The organism is Sphingomonas sp., assembly GCF_019635515.1.
Taxonomy (GTDB): domain Bacteria; phylum Pseudomonadota; class Alphaproteobacteria; order Sphingomonadales; family Sphingomonadaceae; genus Sphingomonas.
This window is the reverse complement of the sequence record NZ_JAHBZI010000002.1, coordinates 858,573-881,313: the sequence shown is the minus strand read 5'-3', so window position 1 is coordinate 881,313 and position 22,741 is coordinate 858,573. Positions and strand designations below refer to the sequence as shown.

At 66.5% G+C, this 22,741-nt stretch carries 23 protein-coding genes; 9 read left to right on the top strand and 14 right to left on the bottom strand.

Annotation, left to right across the window (positions count from 1 at the left end):
* Window positions 1–8 precede the first annotated feature (8 nt).
* The 3 genes from KF730_RS16645 to KF730_RS16635 all read left to right on the top strand — a co-directional run bounded on the left by KF730_RS16645 (window position 9) and on the right by KF730_RS16635 (window position 4,107).
* Window positions 9–677, top strand: a complete 669-nt coding sequence (locus KF730_RS16645; RefSeq protein ID WP_294099383.1) for a GcrA family cell cycle regulator — start codon at window positions 9–11, stop codon at window positions 675–677.
* Window positions 678–797: 120 nt separating this feature from the next.
* The gene (gene parE, locus KF730_RS16640) at window positions 798–2,792 is read left to right on the top strand and encodes a DNA topoisomerase IV subunit B (protein WP_294099379.1); all 1,995 of its coding nucleotides are present in this window, start codon (window positions 798–800) and stop codon (window positions 2,790–2,792) included.
* The gene (locus KF730_RS16635) at window positions 2,785–4,107 is read left to right on the top strand and encodes a serine hydrolase (protein ID WP_294099374.1); all 1,323 of its coding nucleotides are present in this window, start codon (window positions 2,785–2,787) and stop codon (window positions 4,105–4,107) included. Before parE ends, KF730_RS16635 begins: the two co-directional genes overlap by 8 nt.
* 83 nt (window positions 4,108–4,190) lie before the next feature.
* On the opposite strand, the gene KF730_RS16630 is transcribed toward KF730_RS16635, so the two are convergent.
* From KF730_RS16630 to KF730_RS16605, 6 genes are read right to left on the bottom strand one after another with little or no spacing between them, the layout of a single operon-like run.
* Window positions 4,191–4,445, bottom strand: a complete 255-nt coding sequence (locus KF730_RS16630) for a hypothetical protein (protein ID WP_294099373.1) — start codon at window positions 4,443–4,445, stop codon at window positions 4,191–4,193.
* A 1-nt stretch (window position 4,446) separates the two neighbouring features.
* The gene (locus tag KF730_RS16625; RefSeq protein ID WP_294099370.1) at window positions 4,447–5,520 is read right to left on the bottom strand and encodes a DUF5700 domain-containing putative Zn-dependent protease; all 1,074 of its coding nucleotides are present in this window, start codon (window positions 5,518–5,520) and stop codon (window positions 4,447–4,449) included.
* Window positions 5,508–6,032, bottom strand: coding sequence for a GNAT family protein (locus KF730_RS16620; protein WP_294099368.1), 525 nt, complete (start codon window positions 6,030–6,032; stop codon window positions 5,508–5,510). The genes KF730_RS16625 and KF730_RS16620 overlap by 13 nt, the downstream gene beginning before the upstream one ends.
* Window positions 6,029–6,820 carry a LysR family transcriptional regulator gene (locus KF730_RS16615; protein WP_294099365.1) on the bottom strand — a complete coding sequence of 264 codons (792 nt, stop codon included), beginning with the start codon at window positions 6,818–6,820 and terminating at the stop codon, window positions 6,029–6,031. The genes KF730_RS16620 and KF730_RS16615 overlap by 4 nt, the downstream gene beginning before the upstream one ends.
* Window positions 6,817–7,215: a Co2+/Mg2+ efflux protein ApaG gene (apaG, locus tag KF730_RS16610; protein WP_294099362.1), complete on the bottom strand. Its 399-nt coding sequence runs from the start codon at window positions 7,213–7,215 to the stop codon at window positions 6,817–6,819. Before apaG ends, KF730_RS16615 begins: the two co-directional genes overlap by 4 nt.
* A 2-nt stretch (window positions 7,216–7,217) precedes the next feature.
* A complete protein-coding gene (locus KF730_RS16605; protein WP_294099360.1) occupies window positions 7,218–8,426 on the bottom strand; it encodes an aminotransferase class I/II-fold pyridoxal phosphate-dependent enzyme in 1,209 nt (402 codons plus the stop codon).
* 83 nt (window positions 8,427–8,509) lie between these two features.
* On the opposite strand from KF730_RS16605, the gene KF730_RS16600 reads away from it, so the two are divergent.
* The gene (locus KF730_RS16600; RefSeq protein WP_294099357.1) at window positions 8,510–9,808 is read left to right on the top strand and encodes a glycosyltransferase family 39 protein; all 1,299 of its coding nucleotides are present in this window, start codon (window positions 8,510–8,512) and stop codon (window positions 9,806–9,808) included.
* On the top strand, window positions 9,787–10,239 hold the full coding sequence (locus tag KF730_RS16595; protein ID WP_294099355.1) for a hypothetical protein: 453 nt from the start codon (window positions 9,787–9,789) through the stop codon (window positions 10,237–10,239). The genes KF730_RS16600 and KF730_RS16595 overlap by 22 nt, the downstream gene beginning before the upstream one ends.
* Here KF730_RS16595 and KF730_RS16590 read toward each other — a convergent pair.
* The 3 genes from KF730_RS16590 to recO are packed head-to-tail and all read right to left on the bottom strand — an operon-like array spanning window position 10,236 to window position 13,165.
* Window positions 10,236–11,339 carry a glycosyltransferase family 2 protein gene (locus KF730_RS16590; RefSeq protein WP_294099353.1) on the bottom strand — a complete coding sequence of 368 codons (1,104 nt, stop codon included), beginning with the start codon at window positions 11,337–11,339 and terminating at the stop codon, window positions 10,236–10,238. The genes KF730_RS16595 and KF730_RS16590 overlap by 4 nt on opposite strands.
* Window positions 11,336–12,388 carry a 3-isopropylmalate dehydrogenase gene (gene leuB, locus KF730_RS16585; protein ID WP_294099351.1) on the bottom strand — a complete coding sequence of 351 codons (1,053 nt, stop codon included), beginning with the start codon at window positions 12,386–12,388 and terminating at the stop codon, window positions 11,336–11,338. The genes KF730_RS16590 and leuB overlap by 4 nt, the downstream gene beginning before the upstream one ends.
* A gap of 45 nt (window positions 12,389–12,433) precedes the next feature.
* Complete coding sequence (recO, locus tag KF730_RS16580) at window positions 12,434–13,165, bottom strand: DNA repair protein RecO (RefSeq protein ID WP_294099348.1); 732 nt, start codon at window positions 13,163–13,165, stop codon at window positions 12,434–12,436.
* A 28-nt stretch (window positions 13,166–13,193) separates the two neighbouring features.
* Between recO and KF730_RS16575 the strand changes: the two genes are divergently transcribed.
* Window positions 13,194–13,517, top strand: coding sequence for a hypothetical protein (locus KF730_RS16575; protein ID WP_294099345.1), 324 nt, complete (start codon window positions 13,194–13,196; stop codon window positions 13,515–13,517).
* On the opposite strand, the gene KF730_RS16570 is transcribed toward KF730_RS16575, so the two are convergent.
* The 4 genes from KF730_RS16570 to uvrC form a co-directional block, all read right to left on the bottom strand.
* Window positions 13,518–14,474: a GNAT family N-acetyltransferase gene (locus KF730_RS16570; RefSeq protein ID WP_294099343.1), complete on the bottom strand. Its 957-nt coding sequence runs from the start codon at window positions 14,472–14,474 to the stop codon at window positions 13,518–13,520.
* Window positions 14,475–14,479: 5 nt separating this feature from the next.
* Window positions 14,480–15,436, bottom strand: a complete 957-nt coding sequence (locus KF730_RS16565) for a polysaccharide deacetylase (protein ID WP_294099340.1) — start codon at window positions 15,434–15,436, stop codon at window positions 14,480–14,482.
* 51 nt (window positions 15,437–15,487) lie between these two features.
* Window positions 15,488–18,292 carry a DUF3857 domain-containing protein gene (locus tag KF730_RS16560; protein WP_294099339.1) on the bottom strand — a complete coding sequence of 935 codons (2,805 nt, stop codon included), beginning with the start codon at window positions 18,290–18,292 and terminating at the stop codon, window positions 15,488–15,490.
* Between the two features lie 89 nt (window positions 18,293–18,381).
* Window positions 18,382–20,304, bottom strand: a complete 1,923-nt coding sequence (gene uvrC / locus KF730_RS16555) for an excinuclease ABC subunit UvrC (protein ID WP_294099337.1) — start codon at window positions 20,302–20,304, stop codon at window positions 18,382–18,384.
* A gap of 95 nt (window positions 20,305–20,399) precedes the next feature.
* Between uvrC and KF730_RS16550 the strand changes: the two genes are divergently transcribed.
* Window positions 20,400–21,137, top strand: coding sequence for a methyltransferase (locus tag KF730_RS16550; protein ID WP_294099335.1), 738 nt, complete (start codon window positions 20,400–20,402; stop codon window positions 21,135–21,137).
* 73 nt (window positions 21,138–21,210) lie between these two features.
* On the opposite strand, the gene KF730_RS16545 is transcribed toward KF730_RS16550, so the two are convergent.
* Entirely contained in the window at window positions 21,211–21,405 is a 195-nt protein-coding gene (locus KF730_RS16545) for a hypothetical protein (RefSeq protein WP_294099333.1), read from the bottom strand.
* Between the two features lie 118 nt (window positions 21,406–21,523).
* Here KF730_RS16545 and KF730_RS16540 point away from each other — a divergent pair, with 118 nt between their 5' ends.
* The gene (locus KF730_RS16540) at window positions 21,524–21,979 is read left to right on the top strand and encodes a surface-adhesin E family protein (protein ID WP_294099330.1); all 456 of its coding nucleotides are present in this window, start codon (window positions 21,524–21,526) and stop codon (window positions 21,977–21,979) included.
* Window positions 21,980–22,026: 47 nt separating this feature from the next.
* On the top strand, window positions 22,027–22,650 hold the full coding sequence (locus KF730_RS16535) for a DUF2272 domain-containing protein (protein WP_294099327.1): 624 nt from the start codon (window positions 22,027–22,029) through the stop codon (window positions 22,648–22,650).
* The last annotated feature ends 91 nt before the right edge of the window (window positions 22,651–22,741 follow it).

The window sequence follows — 22,741 nt, the reverse complement described above, 5'->3', positions numbered from 1 at the left end:
GAAGACGCGTGAGCTGGACCGACGAGCGTATCGATACGCTGAAGAAGATGTGGGATTCGGGCCTGACCGCCACCCAGATCGCCGAAGAGCTGGGCGGCGTCAGCCGCAACGCCGTGATCGGCAAGGCGCACCGCCTGGGCCTTCCCGCGCGCCCGTCGCCGGTGAAGCCCAACGAAGCCAAGGCCGCCGCGAAAGCCCAGGCGGCCCCCGCCGCGCCCAAGCCAGCGCCCGCCGCCGCGCCGGCGCCTGCCGCGCCCGCGCCGGCGCCGCGCATCGACGCGACCACTTCGACCCCGAGCGCCACCGGCGAGCTCGCCGGCGCGCCCAAGGCCGCCGAAGGCCCGGTGATGCGCTCGGTCGGCCCCGGCGGCTTCCTCCGCCAGAATCCCGGCGAGCAATCCGCGCCGATCACGCCGGCGCCGCCGCGCCGCCTGGTCCCCGCCAAGCCCAGCGAGGCGATCGCCGGCAAGACCAGCCTGCTCGATCTCAACGACCGCATCTGCAAATGGCCGCTCGGTCATCCCGGCGAGCCCGATTTCCATTTCTGCGGCGACAAGGTGAACCCGGGCTTCCCCTATTGCGTCGCGCATTGCGGCCATGCCTATCAGGCGCAGCTGCCGCGCCGCGACCGCCGTCCGCCGCCGCCCTTGCCGTTCGGCGGCCCGCGGGTCCGCTAAGGCGCTTGCACCCCTCCTGAAAGGGAGGGGCCATCGAATGATGGCGGGCGTGGCGCGCCATCTGTGGATAATCCGCCCGTCGCCTTGCGCCCCCGACTCTCCGCCCCCTATACCTTCCCCATGCCCTCCAAGCCCGAAGACCTGTTCGCGTCCCCCGCCAATGCCGCGCCCGGCTCCTACGACGCCTCCTCGATCGAAGTGCTGGAGGGGCTCGAGCCCGTCCGCCGCCGCCCCGGCATGTATGTCGGTGGCACCGACGAGCGGGCGATGCACCACCTCGCCGCCGAGATCCTCGATAACGCCATGGACGAGGCGGTCGCGGGCCATGCCAGCCGGATCGAGATCACGCTCGATGTCGGCAACCGGCTGACGATCACCGACAATGGCCGCGGCATGCCGGTCGATCCGCATCCCAAATTCCCGGACAAATCGGCACTGGAAGTGATCCTGTCGACGCTGCATTCGGGCGGCAAGTTCAGCGGCAAGGCCTATGCGACCTCGGGCGGCCTGCACGGCGTTGGCGCCAGCGTCGTCAACGCGCTGTCGGTCGATACAGTCGTCGAAGTCGCGCGCGACAAGCAGCTGTATCGCCAGCGCTTCTCACAGGGACTGACGCTCGGACCGCTCGAGCATCTCGGCGGCACGCCCAATCGCCGCGGCACCAGCGTCTCCTTCACGCCCGATCCCGAGATCTTCGGCCCCGAGATGCACTTCAAGCCGGCGCGGCTCTACAAGCTCGCCCGTTCCAAGGCCTATCTGTTCGCGGGCGTCGAGATTCGCTGGAAGTGCGATCCCTCGCTGACCAGCGACGAGACCCCGCCCGAGGCGACCTTCCAGTTCCCCGGCGGCCTCGCCGACCATCTCAGGGAACAGATCGCCGGCCGCGAATGCGCTACCGCCGATTTCTTTGCCGGCGCGCAGGATTTTCCGGGCGAGCAGCAGGGCCGCGTCGAGTGGGCGGTCGCCTGGCCGCTGTGGAGCGACGGCTCATACAGCTGGTATTGCAACACCATCCCCACCCCCGATGGCGGCACCCATGAGCAGGGTCTCCGCACTGCACTGACCCGCGGCATCCGCGCATTCGGCGAACTGATCGGCAACAAGAAGGCCAAGGACATCACCGCCGACGATGTGATGACGGGCAGCGAGCTGATGCTCTCGGTCTTCATCCGCGATCCGCAATTCCAGTCGCAGACCAAGGACCGGCTGACTTCACCCGAAGCCGCCAGCCTCGTCGAAAAGGCGGTTCGCGATCATTTCGACCATTTCCTTGCCGACAATATGGAGCGCGGCAAGGCGCTGCTCGGCTATGTGCTGGAGCGGATGGACGACCGCCTCCGCCGCAAGCAGGAGCGCGAGGTCAAGCGCAAGACCGCGACATCGGCACGCAAGCTGCGCCTGCCCGGCAAGCTTACCGATTGCTCGGCGGACGATCCGGCGGGCACCGAGCTGTTCATCGTCGAGGGCGACAGCGCCGGCGGCAGCGCCAAGCAGGCGCGCGACCGCAAGACCCAGGCGATCCTGCCGATCCGCGGCAAGATCCTCAATGTCGCCTCCGCCACCTCGGCCAAGATCCTCGCCAATCAGGAGATCGCGGACCTGATCCTCGCGATGGGCTGCGGCACCCGCAAGGAGTGTGTGCCCGACAATCTCCGCTATGAGCGCATCATCATCATGACCGATGCCGATGTCGACGGCGCCCATATCGCCACGCTCCTGATGACCTTCTTCTTTCAGGAAATGCCCGACCTCGTCCGCCGCGGGCACCTCTATCTGGCGCAACCGCCGCTCTACCGGCTGACCGTTGGCGCCAGGTCGCTCTACGCCCGCGACGACGCCCACCGCGCCGAGATCGAAGCGGGCGAGTTCAAGGGCAAGAAGGTCGAGGTCAGCCGCTTCAAGGGTCTCGGCGAGATGAACCCCGGCCAGCTCAAGGAAACCACGATGGATCCGGCCACGCGCGGGCTGCTGCGCGTCACCCTCCCCCAGGAATATGAGGAGCGGATGGGGGTCAAGGATCTGGTCGATCGGCTGATGGGCACCAACCCCGCGCACCGTTTCGCCTTCATCCAGGAGAATGCCGCGCGGCTGGAGGAGGACGCGATCGATGCATAGGCTGCTCGCCTTCGCAGCCTTTGCGTTGGCCGCACCCGCCGCCGCGCAGACCGCACCGCAGGCAGCACCCGCCGCCGTGCAGGCCGATCCCGCCTTCACCGCGCGTGCGCAGGAATTGCTCGCGGTCGTCGCCGGCAGCGGCGACTATGACAGCTATTTCGGCCCCGCCTTTCAAGCTGCGATACCCAAGGCCACCTTTGATACAGTCAGCACCCAACTCGCCGGCGTTGGCGGCAAGTTGCTCGCGATCGAAAGCGTCAAACCGGTCACGCCGCTTTCCGGCATCGTCCGCATCCGCGCCGAAAAGGGCGTGATGCTCTTCCAGCTGAGCGTCGATGCCGCCCCGCCGCACAAGGTGACAGGCCTGCGCTACACCGGCATGGAATCGGACGAGAAGACGCTCGCCGAAACCACCGCCGCGCTCGACAAGCTCCACGGCGCCACCGGCTATGCCTTCGCCAAGCTCGGCACCGGCGCGCCATCGCTGACGCTGGCGCACAATGCCGATCAGCGCTTCGCGGTCGGCTCGGCGTTCAAGCTCGTCATCCTCGCCGAGCTGATCCGAGAGACCAATGCCGGCAAGCGCAAATGGGACGACATGGTCACCCTTGACGGGCGGATGCTGCCCGCTGGCGGCTATAACTGGAAGCCGGCGGGCACGAGGGTGTCCTTGCGTGAGCTTGCCACCGAGATGATCTCGATCAGCGACAATAGCGCGACCGATATCCTGCTCGCCACGCTGGGCCGTGAAAAGGTCGAGGCGATGCTGCCGGTGCTTGGCGTCGCGCACGATCCGCGCAACCTCCCCTATCTGTCGACGCTCGAAGCGTTCAAGTTGAAGTGGCTGCAGAACGGCGCGCTCGCCGACAAGTACAACGCGCTCGACGAGAAGGGCCAGCGCGCGATGCTCGACGGCGAGGTGCTGCGTGCCGACATCGCGCCGCTCGTGGCGATGGCCGGCGTGCCGAAGCAACCGAGCCGGATCGACACGATCGAATGGTTCTTCTCGAGCGCCGATCTGATCCGGGTGATGGACTGGCTACGCCGCAACACCGAGGGCGAGAAGGGCCGGGATGCCCGCGCGGTGTTGTCGAAGAATCCCGGCATCGCCATCGACAAAGGGCAATATCAATGGGCCGGCTATAAGGGCGGCTCGGAGCCCGGCGTCATCAACCTGACGCTGTTGCTACAGGGCGCCGACGGCGCCTGGTACGCCGCCTCCGCGAGCTGGAACGATACCGCCGCACCGGTCGAGGACATGCGCTTCGCGAGCCTGATGGGCGCGCTGGTCAAGTTCGCCGGGCCGCGAGAATAACCGTTCTCCCGCGAAAGCGGGAGCCCGGAGCCGCGCAAGCGATGCGCGCCGTTATCCTGGCCCTCTGCTTTCGCCGGGGAACGCTAGCCACGCATCCGCAGCGAATGATAGCGGGTGCGCGCGGCGATGCCGGTGATTATCAGCATCGCGCCCAGCCCCAGCACCGTGAACACGATCCATAGCGGCGCGTCGAACCAGCCGAAGCGCCGCGCCGCCAGCAGCGCCAGGGCCGCCGCCGCCAGCCACAATCCGGCCAGCCGCACCCCGCGCGCCACGCCCTGCAATTCACGGGCGTAGGCCGCGCGCTCGGCCGGGTCCTTCAGGTTGGGCGGCGCCATCTCAGCCGCACTCCGCGAGCCTTTTGGCCCAAGTCACGGTCACCGGATCGATCTCCGGCGCGTCCTTGCCCTTGCCGTAATTCGCGAGCGACACGTAGCGCATCACGAACGCCGCGCCGGGCTGGTCGATCAGTTCGGCTACCGCTGCGTTGCCGCCTTCCTTCGCAATCGCGCGGACCATCACATAGCCAAGCGAGTAGAGTATCTCGTCGCCGTAGAAACCGAGGCCGTAAATGTCCTCATAGGCAATGGCCGATCCGCTCGTCAGCGCATGCGTCGACAGCGCCAGCAAAGTGACGCTGCGCCCCACCAGATCGACGCCGCGCTGCGCCTTGTCGCGCGCCGTCTTGGCATCGAGATCGGCGGCCGGCAGCGCCAGCACATCGCCGACATAGCTTGCCATGCCCTCCTGCTGGAGCGAGGCAAACAGATTGCCGAGATTTTCGGCCTCGGGCATCTTTGCCAGACAGGCCCTGGCCGCCGCGCTGGCAGGCCTCAGCCCCATCGCGAGCCCCTGCACCCCATGATACAGCTCGTGCGCCATGATCACGCGCGCCAGCGACGCCGCCGGAAAGCGCGCGACGTTGAGGTAGAATTCGGGCTCTCCGAATGCGAACCCGCCCGCAGGCCCACCGGCGATCAGGTACCCGGCCGCCGCGCCCTTCACCCGCCCCGGCGTGAACAAGGCGATCCGCGCCTGCACTCCCGCCAAGGAAGCGGGATCGGCAAGAGCCTCAACCACGGGCGCGATCTTGTCCGCGGCGTCGCGCACCGCGCCGAATTTGTAATTGGCATCTTCCGCGCTCGCCCGATGCCGCGCAGCGGCGAGCAAAGCTTCAGCCAGCCGGTTGTCGTCGGCGGGACGGTTATAGCTCCTCACCTTGCGGATCAGCCCCTGGTTTCCCGGCAATCGCGCGATCGCCAGCGCCTCGGCCTCGGTCAGCGCGGGGTTGCGCACCGCCGCCAGCACCGCCCGCGCGGCTTCGGCATCGACCTTTACCGCCAGGCTCTGCGCGCTCGCCGCCCCGGCGAACATCAGGGCCACGGCCGCAATCAGCGCTCTCAGCATCGCCATTCTTCCTTTAGCAGCCCGTACAGCGTCGTATCGCGCACGCCGATATGCGTTTCCCATTCGGCGCGGAGATACCCCTCCCGCTTGAACCCCAGCCGTTCGAGCAAGGCGCGCGAAGCCTTGTTGTCGGGATCGGTATCGGCGAACACGCGGCGCTGCCCCTCGGCGAAGACCTGCTCGATCACACGCGACACTGCTTCGCGGGCGATGCCGGCGCCCCAATGCGCGCGGGCCAACATGTATCCGATCTCGCTCACATTGCCCTGACGCTTCTCGCCGACCGCAACGAAACCAATCGCGGTGTCGTCGCCCTTCATCGTGATCGCCCATGCGCGCCAAACGTCGAACGGCTCCGCGAACATCGCCCGGACTTCATCGACCCGCGTATAGGGCGCGTGCGACCACCAGCGCATCAGTTCGGGATCGGAGAGGCTGGGAAACAGCGCCTCGGCATCGTCCGCCGTCCGTTCCCGCAGGCGAAGTCGCGCGGTCTCGAGGACCGGGATCGGTCTCACGATGCCAGCGCGTCGACCAGCGCCTTGACCTTCTTCTGCCGCCACTGCGGCAGCGGTGCGACCAGCCAATAGCCGAGCGACGACACCTTCGCCTCGCCGGCCACCGCCAGCCGCCCGGCGGCGATATCGCCGCGCGCGAGCAGTTCGGGCACGGTCGCACGGCCCAGCCCTTCGGCAGCCGCGTCGAGCGCGAGTCCCGCGTCCGACACGCGCACCGGCGAGACCGCGTCCTCGTCCAGGCAACCGGGCCAGCAGATCTTGACGTCCTGCCCGCCGCCCGGCCGCTCGACGGTGACCATGCCGTCGCTTTCCAGCGCCTCGCCCTCATGCTCGCCCGGTCCCTCGCCCCAGCGGATCGCGAGATCGAGATTGGCTTCGGTGAAGTCGATCGCATCGTCGGCGGGCACCAATACGAAGCGCAGCTCGCCATCGCCGCGCGCGATCTCCGCCAGGCGCGGCATCAGCCATTTGGCGGTCAGGTCGCGCGGCGCGGCGATGGTCAGCGACTTGGACGATTGCCCGGCCTGCATCGCCCGCACGCTCTCCTCGAACTGGAGGAACCCGGCCCGCAGCGCGACCAGCCCGGCCTCGCCCTCCTGCGTCAGCTCCAGCCCCTTGGTGGTGCGCCGGAACAGCACAACGCCCAGCGTGTCCTCGAGCGCGCGGATCTGCTGGCCTACCGCCGCCGGGGTCACCGCCAACTCGTCCGCCGCGCGGGTGAACGACAAGTGCCGCGCGGCCGCGTCGAGCACCCGCAGGCCGTTCAGGGGAAGATGGGTGCGCTTCATTCGGCTACCGCCGGGGCGAGCAGCGCGAATTTCGGGATCGCCACGTCGAAGCCTTCGCCGTCTTCGCCGACCATCCGGTAATTGCCCTGCATATGGCCGGTCGGCGTCGCCAGCGGGCAGCCCGAGACATAGTCGAAGCTGCCGCCCGGCGCGATCAGCGGCTGCTCGCCGACCACGCCTTCGCCTTCCACGGTATGTTTGCCGCCGCGGCCATCCGTGATCGTCCAGTGCCGCGTCAGCAACTGCACGGTGGCGCCTGAACCATTCTCGATACGGATGTGATAGGCCCAGAACCAGCGCCCGCGTGTCGGCTCCGACTGTTCGGGAAGGTAGCTGACCGAGACGCGGACGGTGATCCCGCGCGTCTCCGCTTCCTCGGCGAACAGCGCCTTCATGATCACAGCCCGGCCACCGTCAGCGCCCGGTCGAGATCGGCGATCACGTCTTCGGGATCCTCGAGCCCGACATTGAGCCGCAGCAACCCTTCGGTGACGCCCATCTCCAGCCGCACTTCCTCGCTGACGCCGTAATGCGTGGTGGAGGACGGATGCGTCATCAGCGAGCGCGAGTCGCCGATATTGTTCGAGATATCGATGAGCTCGAGCGCGTCGAGCAAAGCGTGCGCCCGCTTGCGCCCGCCATCGACTTCGAACGCGAAGATCGGGCCGACCGCATCCATCTGGCGCATCGCCAGGTCGTGCTGCGGATGGCTCGGCAGGCCGGGATGCAGCACCCGCGCCACCCGCCCTTCGAGGAAGCGCCCGACTTCGAGCGCATTGTCGCTCTGCCGCCGCGCGCGCAGATCGAGCGTCTCCAGCCCCTTCAGCACCACCCAGGCGTTGAACGGGCTCAGGTTGGGACCGGTATTGCGGGTGAAGGGTAGCAGCGTGTTGGTGATGAAATCCTCTGTGCCGGTGACCGCACCGGCCAGCACGCGCCCCTGCCCGTCCATCAGCTTTGTCGCCGAATAAGCCACCACATCGGCGCCGAATTCCATCGGCCGCTGCAGTACCGGCGTCGCGAAGGCGTTATCGACGACCGAAACGATGCCGTGCCGCCGCGCGATCCCGCACACCGCTTCGAGATCGACCACGTCCATCGTCGGATTGGCCGGGGTTTCGAAGAAGAACACCTTGGTGTTCGGCCGGATCGCATCCTCGAATTGCTGCGTGTCGCGCGCATCGACGATCGTCGTCTCGATGCCGAACTTGGGCAGCAGCGTATCGGTCAGCCAGCGGCACGAGCCGAACGCGGCGCGTCCGCCGACCAGATGATCGCCCGCCTGCAACTGGCACAGCAGAGCCGCGGTCATCGCCGCCATACCCGTCGACATCGTCCGACAGGCCTCTGCGCCCTCCAGCAATGCGATCCGCTCCTCGAGCATCTGCACGGTCGGGTTCTGCAGCCGCGAATAGGTCATCCCTGCCTGCTCGCCGGCGAAGCGCGCCGCGGCGTCGGCCGCGCAGTCATAGCTATAGCCCGAAGTGAGGAACAGCGCCTCGCTGGTCTCGCCAAATTCCGAACGCGCCGTGCCGCCCCGGATCGCCTGCGTCGCGGGCTTCCAGGTACGGGTGATGCTCGGATCCTGTCCGGTACGGCGCTTCATGCACAGCGCTTTGCAGGCGCGAAGCCGCCCCCGTCAACCAACTCCCGCATGACGGGGGCGAAATGATAGTTTATCGCTCGGCCATGCTCGAACGCGTCAAGGCTCTCCAAACCCGCCCCTGGATCGTCGCGCTGCTGATCGGTCTTGCGGCGCAAACGCTCTTCACCGTGCATATCGACCGGCCGACTCGGATCATGTTCGATGAGGTCCATTACGTGCCCGCCGCCCAGGCGATCCTCGATCTCTCGGGCCCGCGCAATATCGAGCATCCGATGGTCGGCAAGGAGCTGATCGCGGCGGGCATGATGCTGTTCGGCGACAATCCGGTCGGCTGGCGGCTCATGCCGAGCCTCGCCGGCACCGCCACCGTGCTCGGCGTGTTCGCCTTGCTGTGGCTGCTGCTCGGGACGATGCGCCCGGCTCTGATCGGCGCGGCGCTGGCGTTGTTCAATCAGACGATCTTCGTCCAGGCACGGACGGCGATGCTCGACATCTTCCTCGGCGCCTTCCTGCTCTGGGGCCTGGTATTGATGCTATGGGCGATGCGGGGACAGGGTCGCGCGGTGTGGTGGCGCTGGATCGCCGCCAGCGCGCTGCTCGGCCTCGCCACCGGGGTCAAATGGTCGGCGATCCCCTATATCGCGCTCGCCGCCGCCGCCTTCCTCGTCATCCGCGCCCGCGACGCGCGCCTAGCCAAGAAGCCGCTCGCCACGGCGCTGTCGGGCAAGGACCAGCGGCACTGGAGCGGCCTGCCCGCGATCCCGGCTTTGGCGTTGCTGGGCGCGGTCAGCATCACGGTCTATTTCCTGACCTTCTTCCCCGCTTTCTTCTACGTCAACGAGCCCCTCAGCCTGCCCGGCCTGTTCGCCCAGCAATGGGATATGTATGCGCTCCAGACCCAGGTGCTGCAGCCGCATACCTATCAGTCGAACTGGTGGAGCTGGCCGCTGCTGATCCGCCCGATCTGGTATTTCTACGAGTATGACGACGGCGCCCAGCGCGGCGTGCTACTGATCGGCAATCCGGTGGTGATGTGGGGCGGGCTGCTGGCGGTGCTGGCCTGCTATTGGGCGTGGTTCAAGGACAAGGCGATCCGCCCGCTGGCGATGGCGCTGCTGTGGACCGCGAGCCTGGCGATCTACATCGTCATCCCCAAGTCGCTCGGCTTTTATTATTACTACCACCTCTCGGGCATCTTCATCTGCCTGGCACTGGCTGTCGCCTTCCATCATTTCGACCGGGGCAGGAATCGCGGCTGGGAGGAATGGTTCGCCGCCGCCAGCCTGGTGGCGTTCGTCTATTTCTATCCGATCCTCGCCGCCTCGCCGCTCGGCAGCGATCAGGGCTTCCGCCATTGGATGTGGATTCCCAGCTGGGCGTGAGCGTCATCCGCGCCCTCCATATCGACGGGATCGAGACGCCGCCAAGCGCCTTCGTCGTGCCCGAGATGAGCCTCAGCTCGGCGCGCTCGGATATGCGGCGGCACGATTTCACGCTGACCATCGACAATGATGCGATGATCGCGATGATCGCTCCGGCATATGCGGCGTTGCGCGATGAGCTGGAGCGCGATTATCGGCAATTCGGCGGTGAGGACGAACTCTCCGCGGCCGGCTTTCCGCCTGTCGAGCACCTAAGCCAATGGCCCGCCGCGACGGAGGAAGTGCTGGGCTGGTATCTGCGCGACGAATTTCTCGGCGCGCTGACCCGTGGCACGTCTGGACCGATCCTTTACTGGTTCGATGAAAGCAATGCCTGCGAGGTCGAGGACGGCCTGATCCGCCTCTCCGGCACCTGCTACGGCAAGGCCTAGTAGCGCCCCCAGGTGAAGCGCGACGACAGCGCGAAATTCCACACCGCCGCGACCATGATCCCGGCCAGCGCCGAAAGCCGCCAGTCGCCATGCTGGACATTGTGGAGGAACGCCGCGACGCCGACATTCGCCGCCGCGCCGACCGAGCAGACGATGCAGAAGCTCACCCAGCCGGCCCACAAAGCCTTCGCGCCCTTCAGCCGCTGGCCGCGATAGGTCAGCGCGTTGTTGAGGAAGAAGTTGAAGGTCATCGCCACCACCGTCGCGACGATCGTCGCCGCCACGAAGGGCAAGGCCATCATCCGGAACAGCACGCCGAGGATCAGAAAATGGATCCCCGCCCCCAGCGCGCCGATCCCGGAGAACATGGCGAACCGCACCGGCACGACCTTGCCGAACATCCGGTCATACAGCGCGATCAGATATTCCATCGCTACGACGTGATCGAGCTTGCTCTCGCCCTCGGTCCGCGTGCGGAACACATAGGGCACTTCGGCGAACTTCAGCGGCTGCGGCGAAGCGGTCATGATATCGAGCAGGATCTTGAAGCCGATGCCGGACAGCGTCGGCACCATCTGCCGGACGATCCCGGTGCGGATCATGAAGAAGCCGCTCATCGGATCGGTCAAATCGGCCTTGAGCACCCGGCGCGACAGCCGGGTCGCGAATGCCGACTTCGCCACACGGTCGCTGTCCCATTCGCCGGTGCAGCCGCCTTCGCAGAAGCGCGATCCGATCACGACCTCAAGGGTATCGTCGGCTTCCAGCGCATCGAGCATTTCGGCCAGCTTGGTCTCGTCATGCTGCATGTCGCCGTCGATCACCGCGACGAACGGCGCCGCGGTCGCGCACATGCCCTCGATGCACGCGGTCGAAAGCCCGCGCCGCCCGATCCGCTGGATCACTCGCACCCGCTTGTCGAGCCGCGCCAACTCGCGCACCGCCTGGGCGGTGCCGTCGGGGCTGTCGTCGTCGACGAAGATCGCCTCCCAATTGCGCCCGGCCAATGCCGCGTCGAGCCGGGCGACCAGCGTGGCGACGTTGCCCCGCTCGTTGAAGGTCGGGATGACGACGGCGAGTTCGAGCAGATCGGGAGTCACTTAAGCTCCCGCAGCACCGCATCGCCCATTTCGCGCGTCGTCATCGTGCCGCCCAGATCCGGGGTCCGCGCACCACCGGCGATCGCCTTTATCACCGCGGTCTCGATCCGCTGGAAGCTTGCCTCGTCGTTCAGCGAATGCCGCATCAGCATCGCCGCCGAGAGGATCGCGGCACAGGGATTGGCCTTGCCCTGCCCGGCGATATCGGGCGCGCTGCCATGGATCGGCTCGTACATGCCATTGGCCCCGCTCCAGTCGCCGAGCGACGCCGAGGGCAGCATCCCGATCGACCCCGCGCACATGCTCGCCTGATCGGAGAGGATGTCGCCAAACAGATTGCCGGTGACGATCACATCGAAATCGGCGGGGCGCTTCACCAGCTGCATCGCCGCGTTATCGACATACATGTGGGTCAGTTCGACTTCGGGATATCGCACGGCGATTTCGTTGACCACGTCGCGCCACAGCTGCGAAGTCTCGAGCACATTGGCCTTGTCCACCGAGCAGAGCTTGCGCTTGCGGCGCTTGGCCATCTCGAAGCCGACGACCGCGATCCGCTCGACCTCGGCCTCGTCATACGACATCCAGTCATAGCCCTGGCGCAGGCCTTCCTGATTGTTGCGGCGGCCCTTCTCGCCGAAATAAACGTCGCCGGTCAGCTCGCGGACGATGACGATATCGAGCCCGGCGACCACCTCGGGCTTGAGCGGGGACGCGCTCTCCAGCCCGGGAAACAGCGTGGCCGGGCGGATATTGGCGAACAGCCCCAGTTCGCGGCGCAGCGCCAGCAGCGCCGCCTCGGGCCGCAGCCGCCGCTCCAGCGCTTCGAAGCGCGGATCGCCGACCGCGCCGAACAGCACAGCGTCGGCGCGCTTGGCCAGCGCCAGCGTCTCGGGCGGCAGCGGCCGGCCGGACGCGAGATAGCCCGCGCCACCGACCGGCGCCTCCTCGAACTGGAGATCGAGATTGAGGGCCTCCAGCACGCGACGCGCTTCGGCGGTAACTTCGGGCCCGATTCCGTCACCCGGCAGAACAGCAATCAACGGCATGCCCGCTCCCATATGGTTTGGGCCGCTTTGCCGATCCCTTCCCGCTTACGCAACCGCGCGCTTGAGCCGATCGACCAGCCGCGCCCGCGCCGCGATCACATCCGCGCTTTTCCCGATCAGCAGATCGCGCTCCAGGAAATGCCCGGTCAGCTTCAATCCGTCGAGGATATCGCCCCATTCCGCCGCCCCGCCGAGCGTCAGGAATGGCGGCAGGCGAAGCAGTCGATTCTCATATCCCGCCGCGCCGATCCGGCTGACGGCAGTCCCGCTCTTCGGGCTGACGAAGTGCAATTCCTGCGTCGCCCCAGTCGCGGCGCAGCGCTCCAGATCGAGCCCGAAGCCCAGCTCGGCGAGCAGCAGAAGCTCATAACGCACCAGCGCCACCGCCCAGCCCCGCGCCGCCGGCGCCGCCTCGATCGCCCCGAGCACGCCGTCGAGCGCGTCATGAACATGCGGATAGGGCTGACCCTCCGGCAGCACCGAAGCGGTCAACGCCGTCGCCCATTCGAACGCCGCGGCGGGCAGCGGCTCGCCGAACATCGGCGCACGGCTGTGGATCAGCTCGACGGTCAGCCCCGGCAATTGCTCCTCGGTTCGCGCCCGCCATTCGCCGAGCACGAGATTGGCCGGCTGGAGGATGGGCCGCATCGCCCGCGACCGCCCGCCCCGCACATATCCGGCCTGCAAGCCGTCAGCCTCGGTAAGCGCCCGCACCACCGCCCCATGCTCGCCATGCGCACGGACGCTCAGGATGATGGCTTCGGCGCGGATATACATGGGGACTGTGTAAAACCTCGCGTCATGAATGGCGATGCAGCGATTTCAGCGAATGCTCACGGATCGCTCATTATTGCCTGTCACCGCCGCCATAGCCTCGACCGTGCAACGGAAAGGGCAAATGCATATGATCAAGGCTATAGCCGCGACACTCGTGGGCGCAGGAATTGGCTTCGCGACAGGTCAGAAACGATTGGCAGCCGGGCTTTCCGTTATGGCCATATTTTTCATGCCTGCCGCACTGTCAGAATTCCAAACAGGCGACTTTTGGATAGGCGAGTCACTAGTTGCGGGGTTCGGTTTGATATTGGGCGCTATCATCATTTGCAGCGCAGCCTGGAGTCAGCGCTAATCAGCCGCCCCGCCGCACCTTCTTCGCCAGCTTGCCCAGCCCCGCGGCATTCACCCCGCGCTTCACCAGCGCGACGCCGCGATTGAACCCGCCCAAAGCCGCCATTGTCACGCGATTGGCCAGCGACGGCCGCAGCAGCAGCAGGTCGATACACGGCACCCCACCAGTCGCGAACTGGCGCTTGTGCTGGCCTTCTCCCTCGGTGAAGTCGAAGCGCGCGAAGCGGTTCTCGTCGAACAGGTCGCGCATCGCCTCCAGCTGCAGCACCGCGCCCGGCGAGAGATCGTTGAACGCAGGGTCATGGCCGACATGCGCGTAGATCACATTGTCGCCGACGATCGGGCAGTAGAGATAGGCCGCAGGCTCGCCCGCGATGTAGAGCAACCACGCCCGCACCCGGTCCTGCGCCGACATCGCCACCATCTCGCGAAGGAATTCGGGGCTGTCGGGCAGACCCGACCCCAGTAGCCGCTCCTGATAAGTGCGCAGCGAAATCCGCCGCGCGACGTCGTGGAATTCGTCCAGCTCGCTCGGCCGCGAGAAGCTGCGCACGTCGAGATCACCACCGCTTTCCGCCGCGATTTTCTTCGCCTTGCGTTTCAACCCCTGCCGCGCGTTCGCCGACAGACCGTTCCACCAGCCTTCGAAACCGACCGAGAAATCGATGAAGTAGCGCGTGTAGCGCTGCCGCACGAACGGCAGCATGTCACCCGACGCCGACACCATCATCGACTGAAGGGTCTCCGGCAGCGAGGTGATCGCATAGCCATGCGCGTCGCGCTCCAGCGCCGGCAATTCGGGCAGCATCCCGGCCCGGGCATCCTCCAGGCTCTGGGGAATGCGCACCAGCGAGCGCTGGATCGCCATCAGGGTGCGGGCGCCGATCTCGAACTTGAGCTGGATCGGACGCGCCATATCCGATCGATGGGGCGCTGGCTGGGCGGCGATATCGCTCATCGCATTCACGCCGCGCGCTCCTCGACCCAGTTCGACCAAAGCTGCTCGGCCTGGCGCAGGCGCGTGCGGAGCGTGTTCGGCCCCAGCGGCTTGTCATCGCGACCCAACGCCAGCTTTGGCCGGTCGCCGAAAAATTCCGTCACCAATACCCCCCGGCGATTGGCTAACATGGCACATAGCGCCTCGAAGCGCTTCACATGCACCGCGTTAGGCCGCGTCCCTGCGCGATTTGCAAGCTCGAAGCCGTGGCTGACTACCGTCACCGCGGCATGATCGTGCTTCACGGCATGATCGAGCGCCGCCTGCATCTCGCCGACCGACAGCGCGCAGATCTGGAAATGGCGCAAATGCCCTTTCTGGTCCTCGATCAGCGTCACCGGCACTTCGATCAGCCCGCGATGCCCGATCGGGGCGATCTGGGTGACCGGCAGCGAGATCGCGCTCGGCCAGGGATGCTCGGAGCCATTGTGGCTGGAGTCATATTCGAAGCCCAATTGCGCCAGCGCGCCCAACGTGTCGTCGCTCGCCGAATAGCTGCCCGAACGGAACGCGATCGGCTCGGGCGCACCCGCCGCGACCAGCATATCGCTCGCCCCGCGCAACAGCCCGACCTGCTCGTCGAAACTGTAATCGATCAGTTCGAACGGCCCGTGCGTCGCGCCCTTGTCGCCGGCATGTGCCCCGGTCCAGTTGGGATGGACGTGCAACTGCACCTCCTGCCCCGCCTCCAGGATCGCACCGACCACGCGCTTGATCGGATCGAGGCCGTAGACCAGCGCCGGCATCGGATCGACGAAGAAGCACGCCTTGAGATTGTGGCGCTTGAGCTGGGCAAGCTGCCAACCCACGCCCACGCCCGCCGGCTCCAGCGACCGCTGGACGATGGTCGCCATATCGAGCCCCGCGACGTGGTGCCGCCACATGAGCTCGGTATCGATCGTGATGAAGACGCGCGTCGCCATGCTGCGTGGCTTAGCGCGTGCGAGTGAAGAAACTCCAAATCCGTGCGACGCCTAGGGTTTGATCCCATACTTGCCATAGGCTTCGTCGATCCGCGGCGCGATCAGCCGGGCGGCCGCGAGGTCCGCCTCGGCATCGGGCGCGCCGCTGCGCTTGCGGATGATGCCGCGCATATACAGGCTGGCGGCCCGGTCCGGCATATCCTCGAGCGCGGCGTCGAAATCTGCGAGCGCGTCCTCCATCCGGTTCATCCGGAAATAGACCATCCCGCGGCTGTCGAGCGCCGCGCCGGGATCGTCGCTCAGTTCGATCGACTTGGTGCAGTCCTTGAGCGCGGATTCCAGCGCGACGTTGCGGGTGCCCTTCATCCAGCAGCGCGAATTGAGCAGGTCGGGCTTGCCCGGCGCCGCGGCGATCGCGTTATCTAGAATCGCCAGCCCTTCATCGACGCGGCCGCCATCGGCGAGCAGGTCGGCAAGCGCGTTCTGATAGATCGGCTTGTCGTCACCGCCTTCGTCGATCTTTTCCGAGATCATCGTGATCGCGTCGTCGCGCTTGCCCGAACTGGCGAGCAGCGAGGCGACCAGGCCAGTCGCCTGCGCCGATGCCGGTTCGAGCTCCAGCGCCGCACGGGCATCGGCCATCGCGGCCTTGTCGTCGTTCAGCATCGAATAGAGCCGCGCGCGCCACAGATAGCGTGCCGCCGTCGGCTCCAGTTCCAGCGCCTTGCTGACGTCACGGAGCGCCGCCTTGCGGTCATAGGTGCGTTCGAGGAACCAGGCGCGGTCGGTATAGCCCTCCACCTCGTCCGGATTCTCGGCGATCTGCCTGGCGTAGACCGCGAGGATCGGATCGAGCGTCTTGCTCCGCCGCGCCGCTTCGATCTGGCGGAACAAGGGCGGATATCCCTGCGGCGCCACCGCCGTCAGCATCCGCGCCTTGGCCTGCGCGACCTGCGCCCGCGTCGCCGGAATATCGGCCGGCGCAATTTCGCCGACGCCGGTGACCGAGCGGTCCTCGATCGTCAGCCAGCCGCTGTCGAGCGTGACGCTGCGCTTGAGCACCACCCCGGCGAGCATCGGCGGCAGGATTCGATTGCCCTCGATGGTGAAGCCATTGCCTTCGTTCGGCAGATGCATGCGCCGCAGCACGCGCGTATCGTCATAGGCGCCGCTGCTCACCGGGATGTCGCGCCACGCCGGGCGCGCTCGGTCCGGCGAGAAGCTGATGCCCTCGATCGTCGGATCGAGCTTCACCCTGAAGCGGCCCTCGACCTTCTTCCACTCGGGATAGGTGATGCCGCTGGCGGTCACGAGCGCGGTCGCGGTCGCCTCGTCATATTTGAAGCTGCGGTCGACGATCTCGGAACTGGTGCCCACCTGCGCGCCGATGATCGCGTCGATCATCTTGTTGGTGCTGTCCTTGTCCGATTGCGCGGCGACCACGCGGAGCAACTCCGCCTGTTGCCCGCGCACCGTGAACCGCGCCTTGAACGGCGCCGGGAACAGCACGCCCGCGCTGGCATCGACTTCGATTTCGGCATCGGTGGTCGGGCGCGCGTTTGGCTTTGGCGTCATCGGCAGCAGCTCGGCTCCGCCGTCGCGCAGCGGCAGCGCGTGACGGAATGGCGGCACGTCGCCGATATCGCTCAGCCGCGCGCCGGCGCCGGTGCCGTCGAGCCACAGGCCCTCTCCGCCGATGGTCGCATGAACGATGACATGGTTGAACGCGCCCGGCATCTCCAGCCGCGCCGGCACGAGATCGCCAGCGTCCATGCTGACCAGCACCGCCTCGGCCTCGATCCCCATCGCCCGCAGCATCGCGAGCAGCAGCATCGACTTGGCCTTGCAATCGCCATAGCGCACCGACCAGGTCAGCGACGGCGCCTGGGGCACATAATTGCCGGTATCCATTCCCTTGAAGAGGTAGCGGACCTTGTCCTGCACCAGTTGCAGCGCCATCGCCGCGCGCAGGCGCGGATCGCTGGTCGCCGCCACGATCTTCGCGACCTCGCCGGCCAGCGGGCTGCCGGGCGCGATCGTCCCCTCGGTGCGGTAATGCACCGCCATCCCCTTCGAGACATCGGCCCAGCCGGCATAATCGGTCGCTTCGAGCAGCGGCAGCGGCTGGTAGCGCAGCGGCGCGTCGCTCGGCACCTCGGCGGGCTTGGCGACCGGCATCTGGAGATTGAGCTCGCGAAAGCCGTCGGGCGTGTCGACCGGCTTGAGATCGGCGGTCTTCATGTACGAGCGCCAGCGCAGGTTCATCGCCTGCGGCCACATCACCCGGACCCGGCCGAACTGCAACCGTATCGGCTCGGCGATCAGCGGCGCGATCGTCTGGACATGGCCGTTGAGCGCGGGGTCCTTGCGCGTGATCGAGAAGCCAACCTTGAGCACGTCGCCCACGCGAATGCCCTCGACCGCGAACGTCGCCGTCAGCATTCCGTTCAGCGCGGCGTTCTCCAGCTGCTGCTCGCGCTGGAGCACCTCGAAACGCTTGCCCCCGGCCAGTACGTCGATCCGCTCGGTGCCGCGGATGATCTCGACGCTATGGACGATCAGATCGCCCTTGGACGGATCCCACACCAGCGGGATCGTGCCGGACTGCATCAGCACCTGTGGCGAAGCCATGCGCATCGCCATCTCGACATAGCTCCACACCGCGCCTTCGCTCACGCGCTGCTGCTGATCGAGCATCAGCATGATCGGATCGGCATCGCTCAATTTGCCGGCATCGATCGCGGGCGCGGGCTTCACCCAGGCCGGCGCCGCCTGATACAATGGCTTGTCGCCGGCATGCGCGATGGTGGCGCAGCTGCACAGAGCCGCAACTAAAACGAGTGATTTCCGCAGCATCCGATCCCCCTGATGTTCTCCGAACCTAACGGCTGGGAACCGGCATACAAGCGCTTGTCTGGCCGCATTGGCCCTTTTCGGGAAGCCGCTCAGCGCGCGTTGAAATAATCGTGGAGCTGCTGCGCCATCGCCTTACTCACCCCCGGCGCCTTTTGCAGATCCTCCAGGCTGGCGCCGCGCACCGCCCGCGCCGTCCCGAAATGCATCAGCAGCGCCTTTTTCCGCGCCGGGCCGATTCCCGGCACCTCGTCGAGCGGCGAGGCGCCGATCGCCTTGGCACGCTTCTCGCGGTGGACGCCAATCGCGAAGCGGTGCGCCTCGTCGCGCAGCCGCTGGATGAAAAACAAGGTCGGTGAATTGACCGGCAGCATCAGCTCGCGCCCGTCCATCAGGTGAAACACCTCGCGCCCCTCGCGGCCATGGTGCGGCCCCTTGGCCACGCCGACCATGCAGACATCCTCGATGCCGAGATCCTCGAGCACGCCCATCGCCGTGCTCAACTGGCCGCGCCCGCCATCGATCAGCACCAGATCGGGCCAGTCGCCCTGCGTGCGGTCCGGATCCTCGTTCTGCGCGCGGGCGAAGCGGCGCGACAGCATCTCGCGCATCATCCCGTAATCGTCGCCGGCGATGGTCTCGGGGCGCTTCATGTTGAACTTGCGATACTGGCCCTTGCGGAACCCCTCCGGCCCGGCGACGACCATCGCCCCCACGGCATTGGCGCCCTGGATATGGCTGTTGTCATAGATCTCGATCCGCTCGGGGCTGTCGGGCAGCTCGAACACATCGGCGATCTCGGCAAGCAGCCGCGCCTGGGTCGTGCTCTCCGCCATCCGCCGGTCGAGCGCCTCGACGGCGTTGCGCTTGGCCTGATCCATCAGCCGCCGCCTTGGACCCCGCTGCGGCACGCTCAGTTCGACCTTGTGCCCCGCCCGCTCGGCCATCGCTTCAGCCAGCAGCTCGGCCTCGGCCAGCGCGCGGTCGACGAACACGTTCCGCGGTGGCGGCACCTCCTCATAGAATTGCATCAGGAAGGCGCTCAGCACCTCGTCCTCGGGCACGTCCTGGGTGTGCGTAGGAAAGAAGCTGCGATGCCCCCAATTCTGGCCGCCGCGGATGAAGAAGGCCTGGATGCCCATCACGCCGCTCTTGCACGCCATCGCGAAGATATCGGCATCGCCCACGCCCTCGGCGTTGATCGCCTGGCTGCCCTGAATGAAGGTCAGCGCCTTCAATCGGTCGCGCAGCACCGCCGCCTGCTCAAAGTCCATCCGCTCGGCGGCGGCGGTCATCGCCTCGCCCAGCTTGGTCTGCACCTTGGTCGATTTGCCGGCCAGAAAGTCCCTGGCGTCGGCCATCAGCTCGGCATAGCCGGCCTCGTCGATCCGCCCGACGCACGGCGCCGAGCAGCGGCGGATCTGATAGAGCAGGCATGGCCGGTCACGGGTGGCGAAGAAACCGTCGGTGCAGCTCCGCAGCAGGAACAGCTTCTGCAGCGCGTTGAGCGTCTTACGCACCTGTCCCGCCCCCGCGAACGGACCGAAATAGTCCCCCTTGGCCCGCCGCGCGCCGCGATGGAGCTGGACGCGCGGAAAGGCGTGATCGGCGCGCAGCAGGATGAACGGGAAGCTCTTATCGTCGCGCAGCAGCACATTATAGGGCGGGCGATAGCGCTTGATCAGCTGCGCCTCGAGCAGCAGCGCCTCCGCTTCGTTGTTGGTGGTGACGATCGTCATCGACCGGGTCTGCGCCACCATCCGCTGCAGCCGTTTCGAAAGCCGCGACACCTGGGTGTAGTTGGTCACCCTGTTCTTCAGCGCCCGTGCCTTGCCGACATACAGCACGTCGCCGCGCGCATCCTGCATCCGGTAGACGCCGGGCCGCGCCGGCAGCGTCTTCACGACATTGCGGATCGCCGACACCCCGGCATCGAGGTCCGGCATTTCCGAGCCGCGCACGGCATAGGTCGCCTTTTCCTCGTTGAAGCGATTGGGGGAATTGGGGTCGGACATGGTCGGCTAGTGATCTAGGAGCGCGGCGGACTCACGGCAACTTGATCCCGCCCAGGATCGGTCCATAGTCCCGCGAAATTCCGGGAGAGATTGCCATGAAGCTGCTCGTCGCCACCGCCTTGCTCGCCCTCGCCACCCCCTTCGCGGCGCATGCCCAATCGGCCGAATCCGCGATCACCGCCGGGCTTGCCGATCCCTCCCGCCCCGAAGCCGACCGCGCTCGCGATGCTTCGCGGCACCCGGCGGAAGTGCTGGCCTTTGCCGGGGTCAAGCCGGGCGACAAGGTCGGCGATTTCGTGATGGGCGGCGGCTATTGGTCGCGCATCGTCGCCACCGCGGTCGGACCCAACGGCCATGTCTATGGCTATCAGCCCGCCGAGTTCGCCAAATATGCCGATCCCAACGCCAAGCCGCTCAGCGACACCTATGCCAATGTCACCGTCTCGATGGTGCCGGGCGCCGACTTCGCTTTCCCTGAGCCACTCGACATAATCTTCACCTTCGAGAACTGGCACGATCTCCACACCCCGGCCTTCGCTACCCCCGATTTCGGCAAGGTCGCCGCCAGGAAGCTCTATGATTCACTCAAACCCGGCGGCGTGCTGATCGTCGCCGATCACGTCGCCAATGCCGATCCCGGGATGAAGGCGCCCGATACGCTCCACCGCATCGATCCGGCCGCGGCGCGCGCGGACGTGGAATCGGCGGGCTTCGTCTATGACGGTGAGCTGCCAGTGCTGCGCAATCCTGCCGACGATCACAGCCTGACCGTCTTCGACAAGGCGATCCGCGGCAAGACCGACCAGTTCGTCTACCGCTTCCGCAAGCCCTAGGGATTCGGCGCTGGTCCATATATTCGCCATCCCGGCCTTGAGCCGGGGTGACGAAGAGAAATATAGTTCCACCTCAAGGCGTGGACGCGTTGCGCTCCATTTCGGCGGCGCGCGCTTCGATGCGGTTGATCTCGGCGGCGGTGCGTTCGCGGATTTCCTCCGCGGTGAGCGGGCGCGGATGCGCGCTGCGCCACGCCGCGAAGAGCGCGAGCAGAATGAGCGCGGCGGTCAGGATCGCGGCGATGTTGAGCCAGCGTTGCGTGGTCATTCGTGACCCTTAGCTTGACGGCGCGCCGGGCGCCACGCTGGTGCCGCGAAAGACTGATCTTTCCGCGCGGGCAAAGCCGTGCCAGACTGCCGGAAGATTCCATATTGAGGCTCGATTTATGCGTCTGATTATCGCTGCGGCGGCGACCGCCTTGCTCATGTCCGTGCCTGGTCAGGCTTCCGCGCAAAGCTGGTACCGCGTCGGCGGCAATGCCAAGCAGATGAGCTATGTCGATCTGGCGAGCGTGCGCCCCCTCGGCGGCAAGATCATCGCGATCACCAAGAGCGTCTACAAGGAGCAGCTCAACGGCAATTCCGGAGTTTTCTCCACCGAAGTCCGCTCCGAATATGATTGCCCCGGCAATTATTTCCGCACGCTCGAATATAGCTATTTCGACGCGTCGGGTAAGCATATTAGCACCGAGGCGTCGCTGACGATCAATGACCACAAAGTGCCCGGGAAGGACAGCATCAACGAAGCCATGCTGGAGTTCATCTGCTATCGCAAGGGCGGCACGCAGATCAGCGATCCCTACGCCGATGCCCGGGCCCAGATCCCGCTGATGGCGGAATAATCGGCAGGCGCGCGGGCTGCCCGCGCGCCGCCTCAAGGAGTGCGCTCATGGGCGACATTGCCGAAAGGCTGATCGCCGTTGCGGCGCGCGAATGGGATTTCTTCCGCCGCACCACCCGGCATCTCGACGATCACTGGGATCTCGGCGCCAATCTCGATGAACCGCCGCAGACGGCGCGGATCGGCGAATATTGGGATGCGGTCGGCAGGCCGACATGGGACGGGCTGACCCCCGAGCCCTGGTCGGCGGCGTTCATCAGTTGGTGCTTTGCCGAGGCCGGCGCGGGCGGCGCGTTCCGGGGTGACGAGACCCATTCGGTCTATGTCGATCGCATCCGCCGTCATGACGGGATGAGCGGCAAACTGATACTCCACGATCCGGCACTATTCTCCCCGCGCGTCGGCGACCTGATCTGGAACGCGCGCGGCGAACGCGACCCTCCGGGCAGCTATGCCGAGGCGCTGGAGCAGCTCGACGCCCGGCGCTTCTTCGACTCGCATGTCGATATCGTCGTCGCGGCCGGCAATGGCATGTGCAGTTCGATCGGCGGCAATGTCTGGTTCCAGAAGGTCGGCGGTTCGGTCACGCGCTCGGACTGGCACACCGATGCCGAAGGGCGGATCGCGGATGATCGGAAGGTTTGGATCGGCGTGATCCAGAACGACCTCTGACTCTTATGCTCCTGCGAAAACAGGAGCCCGGAGCCACGAACGCCCGACCCTGCACTCCTGCTTTCGCAGGAGAACGAGCACAAACGAAAAA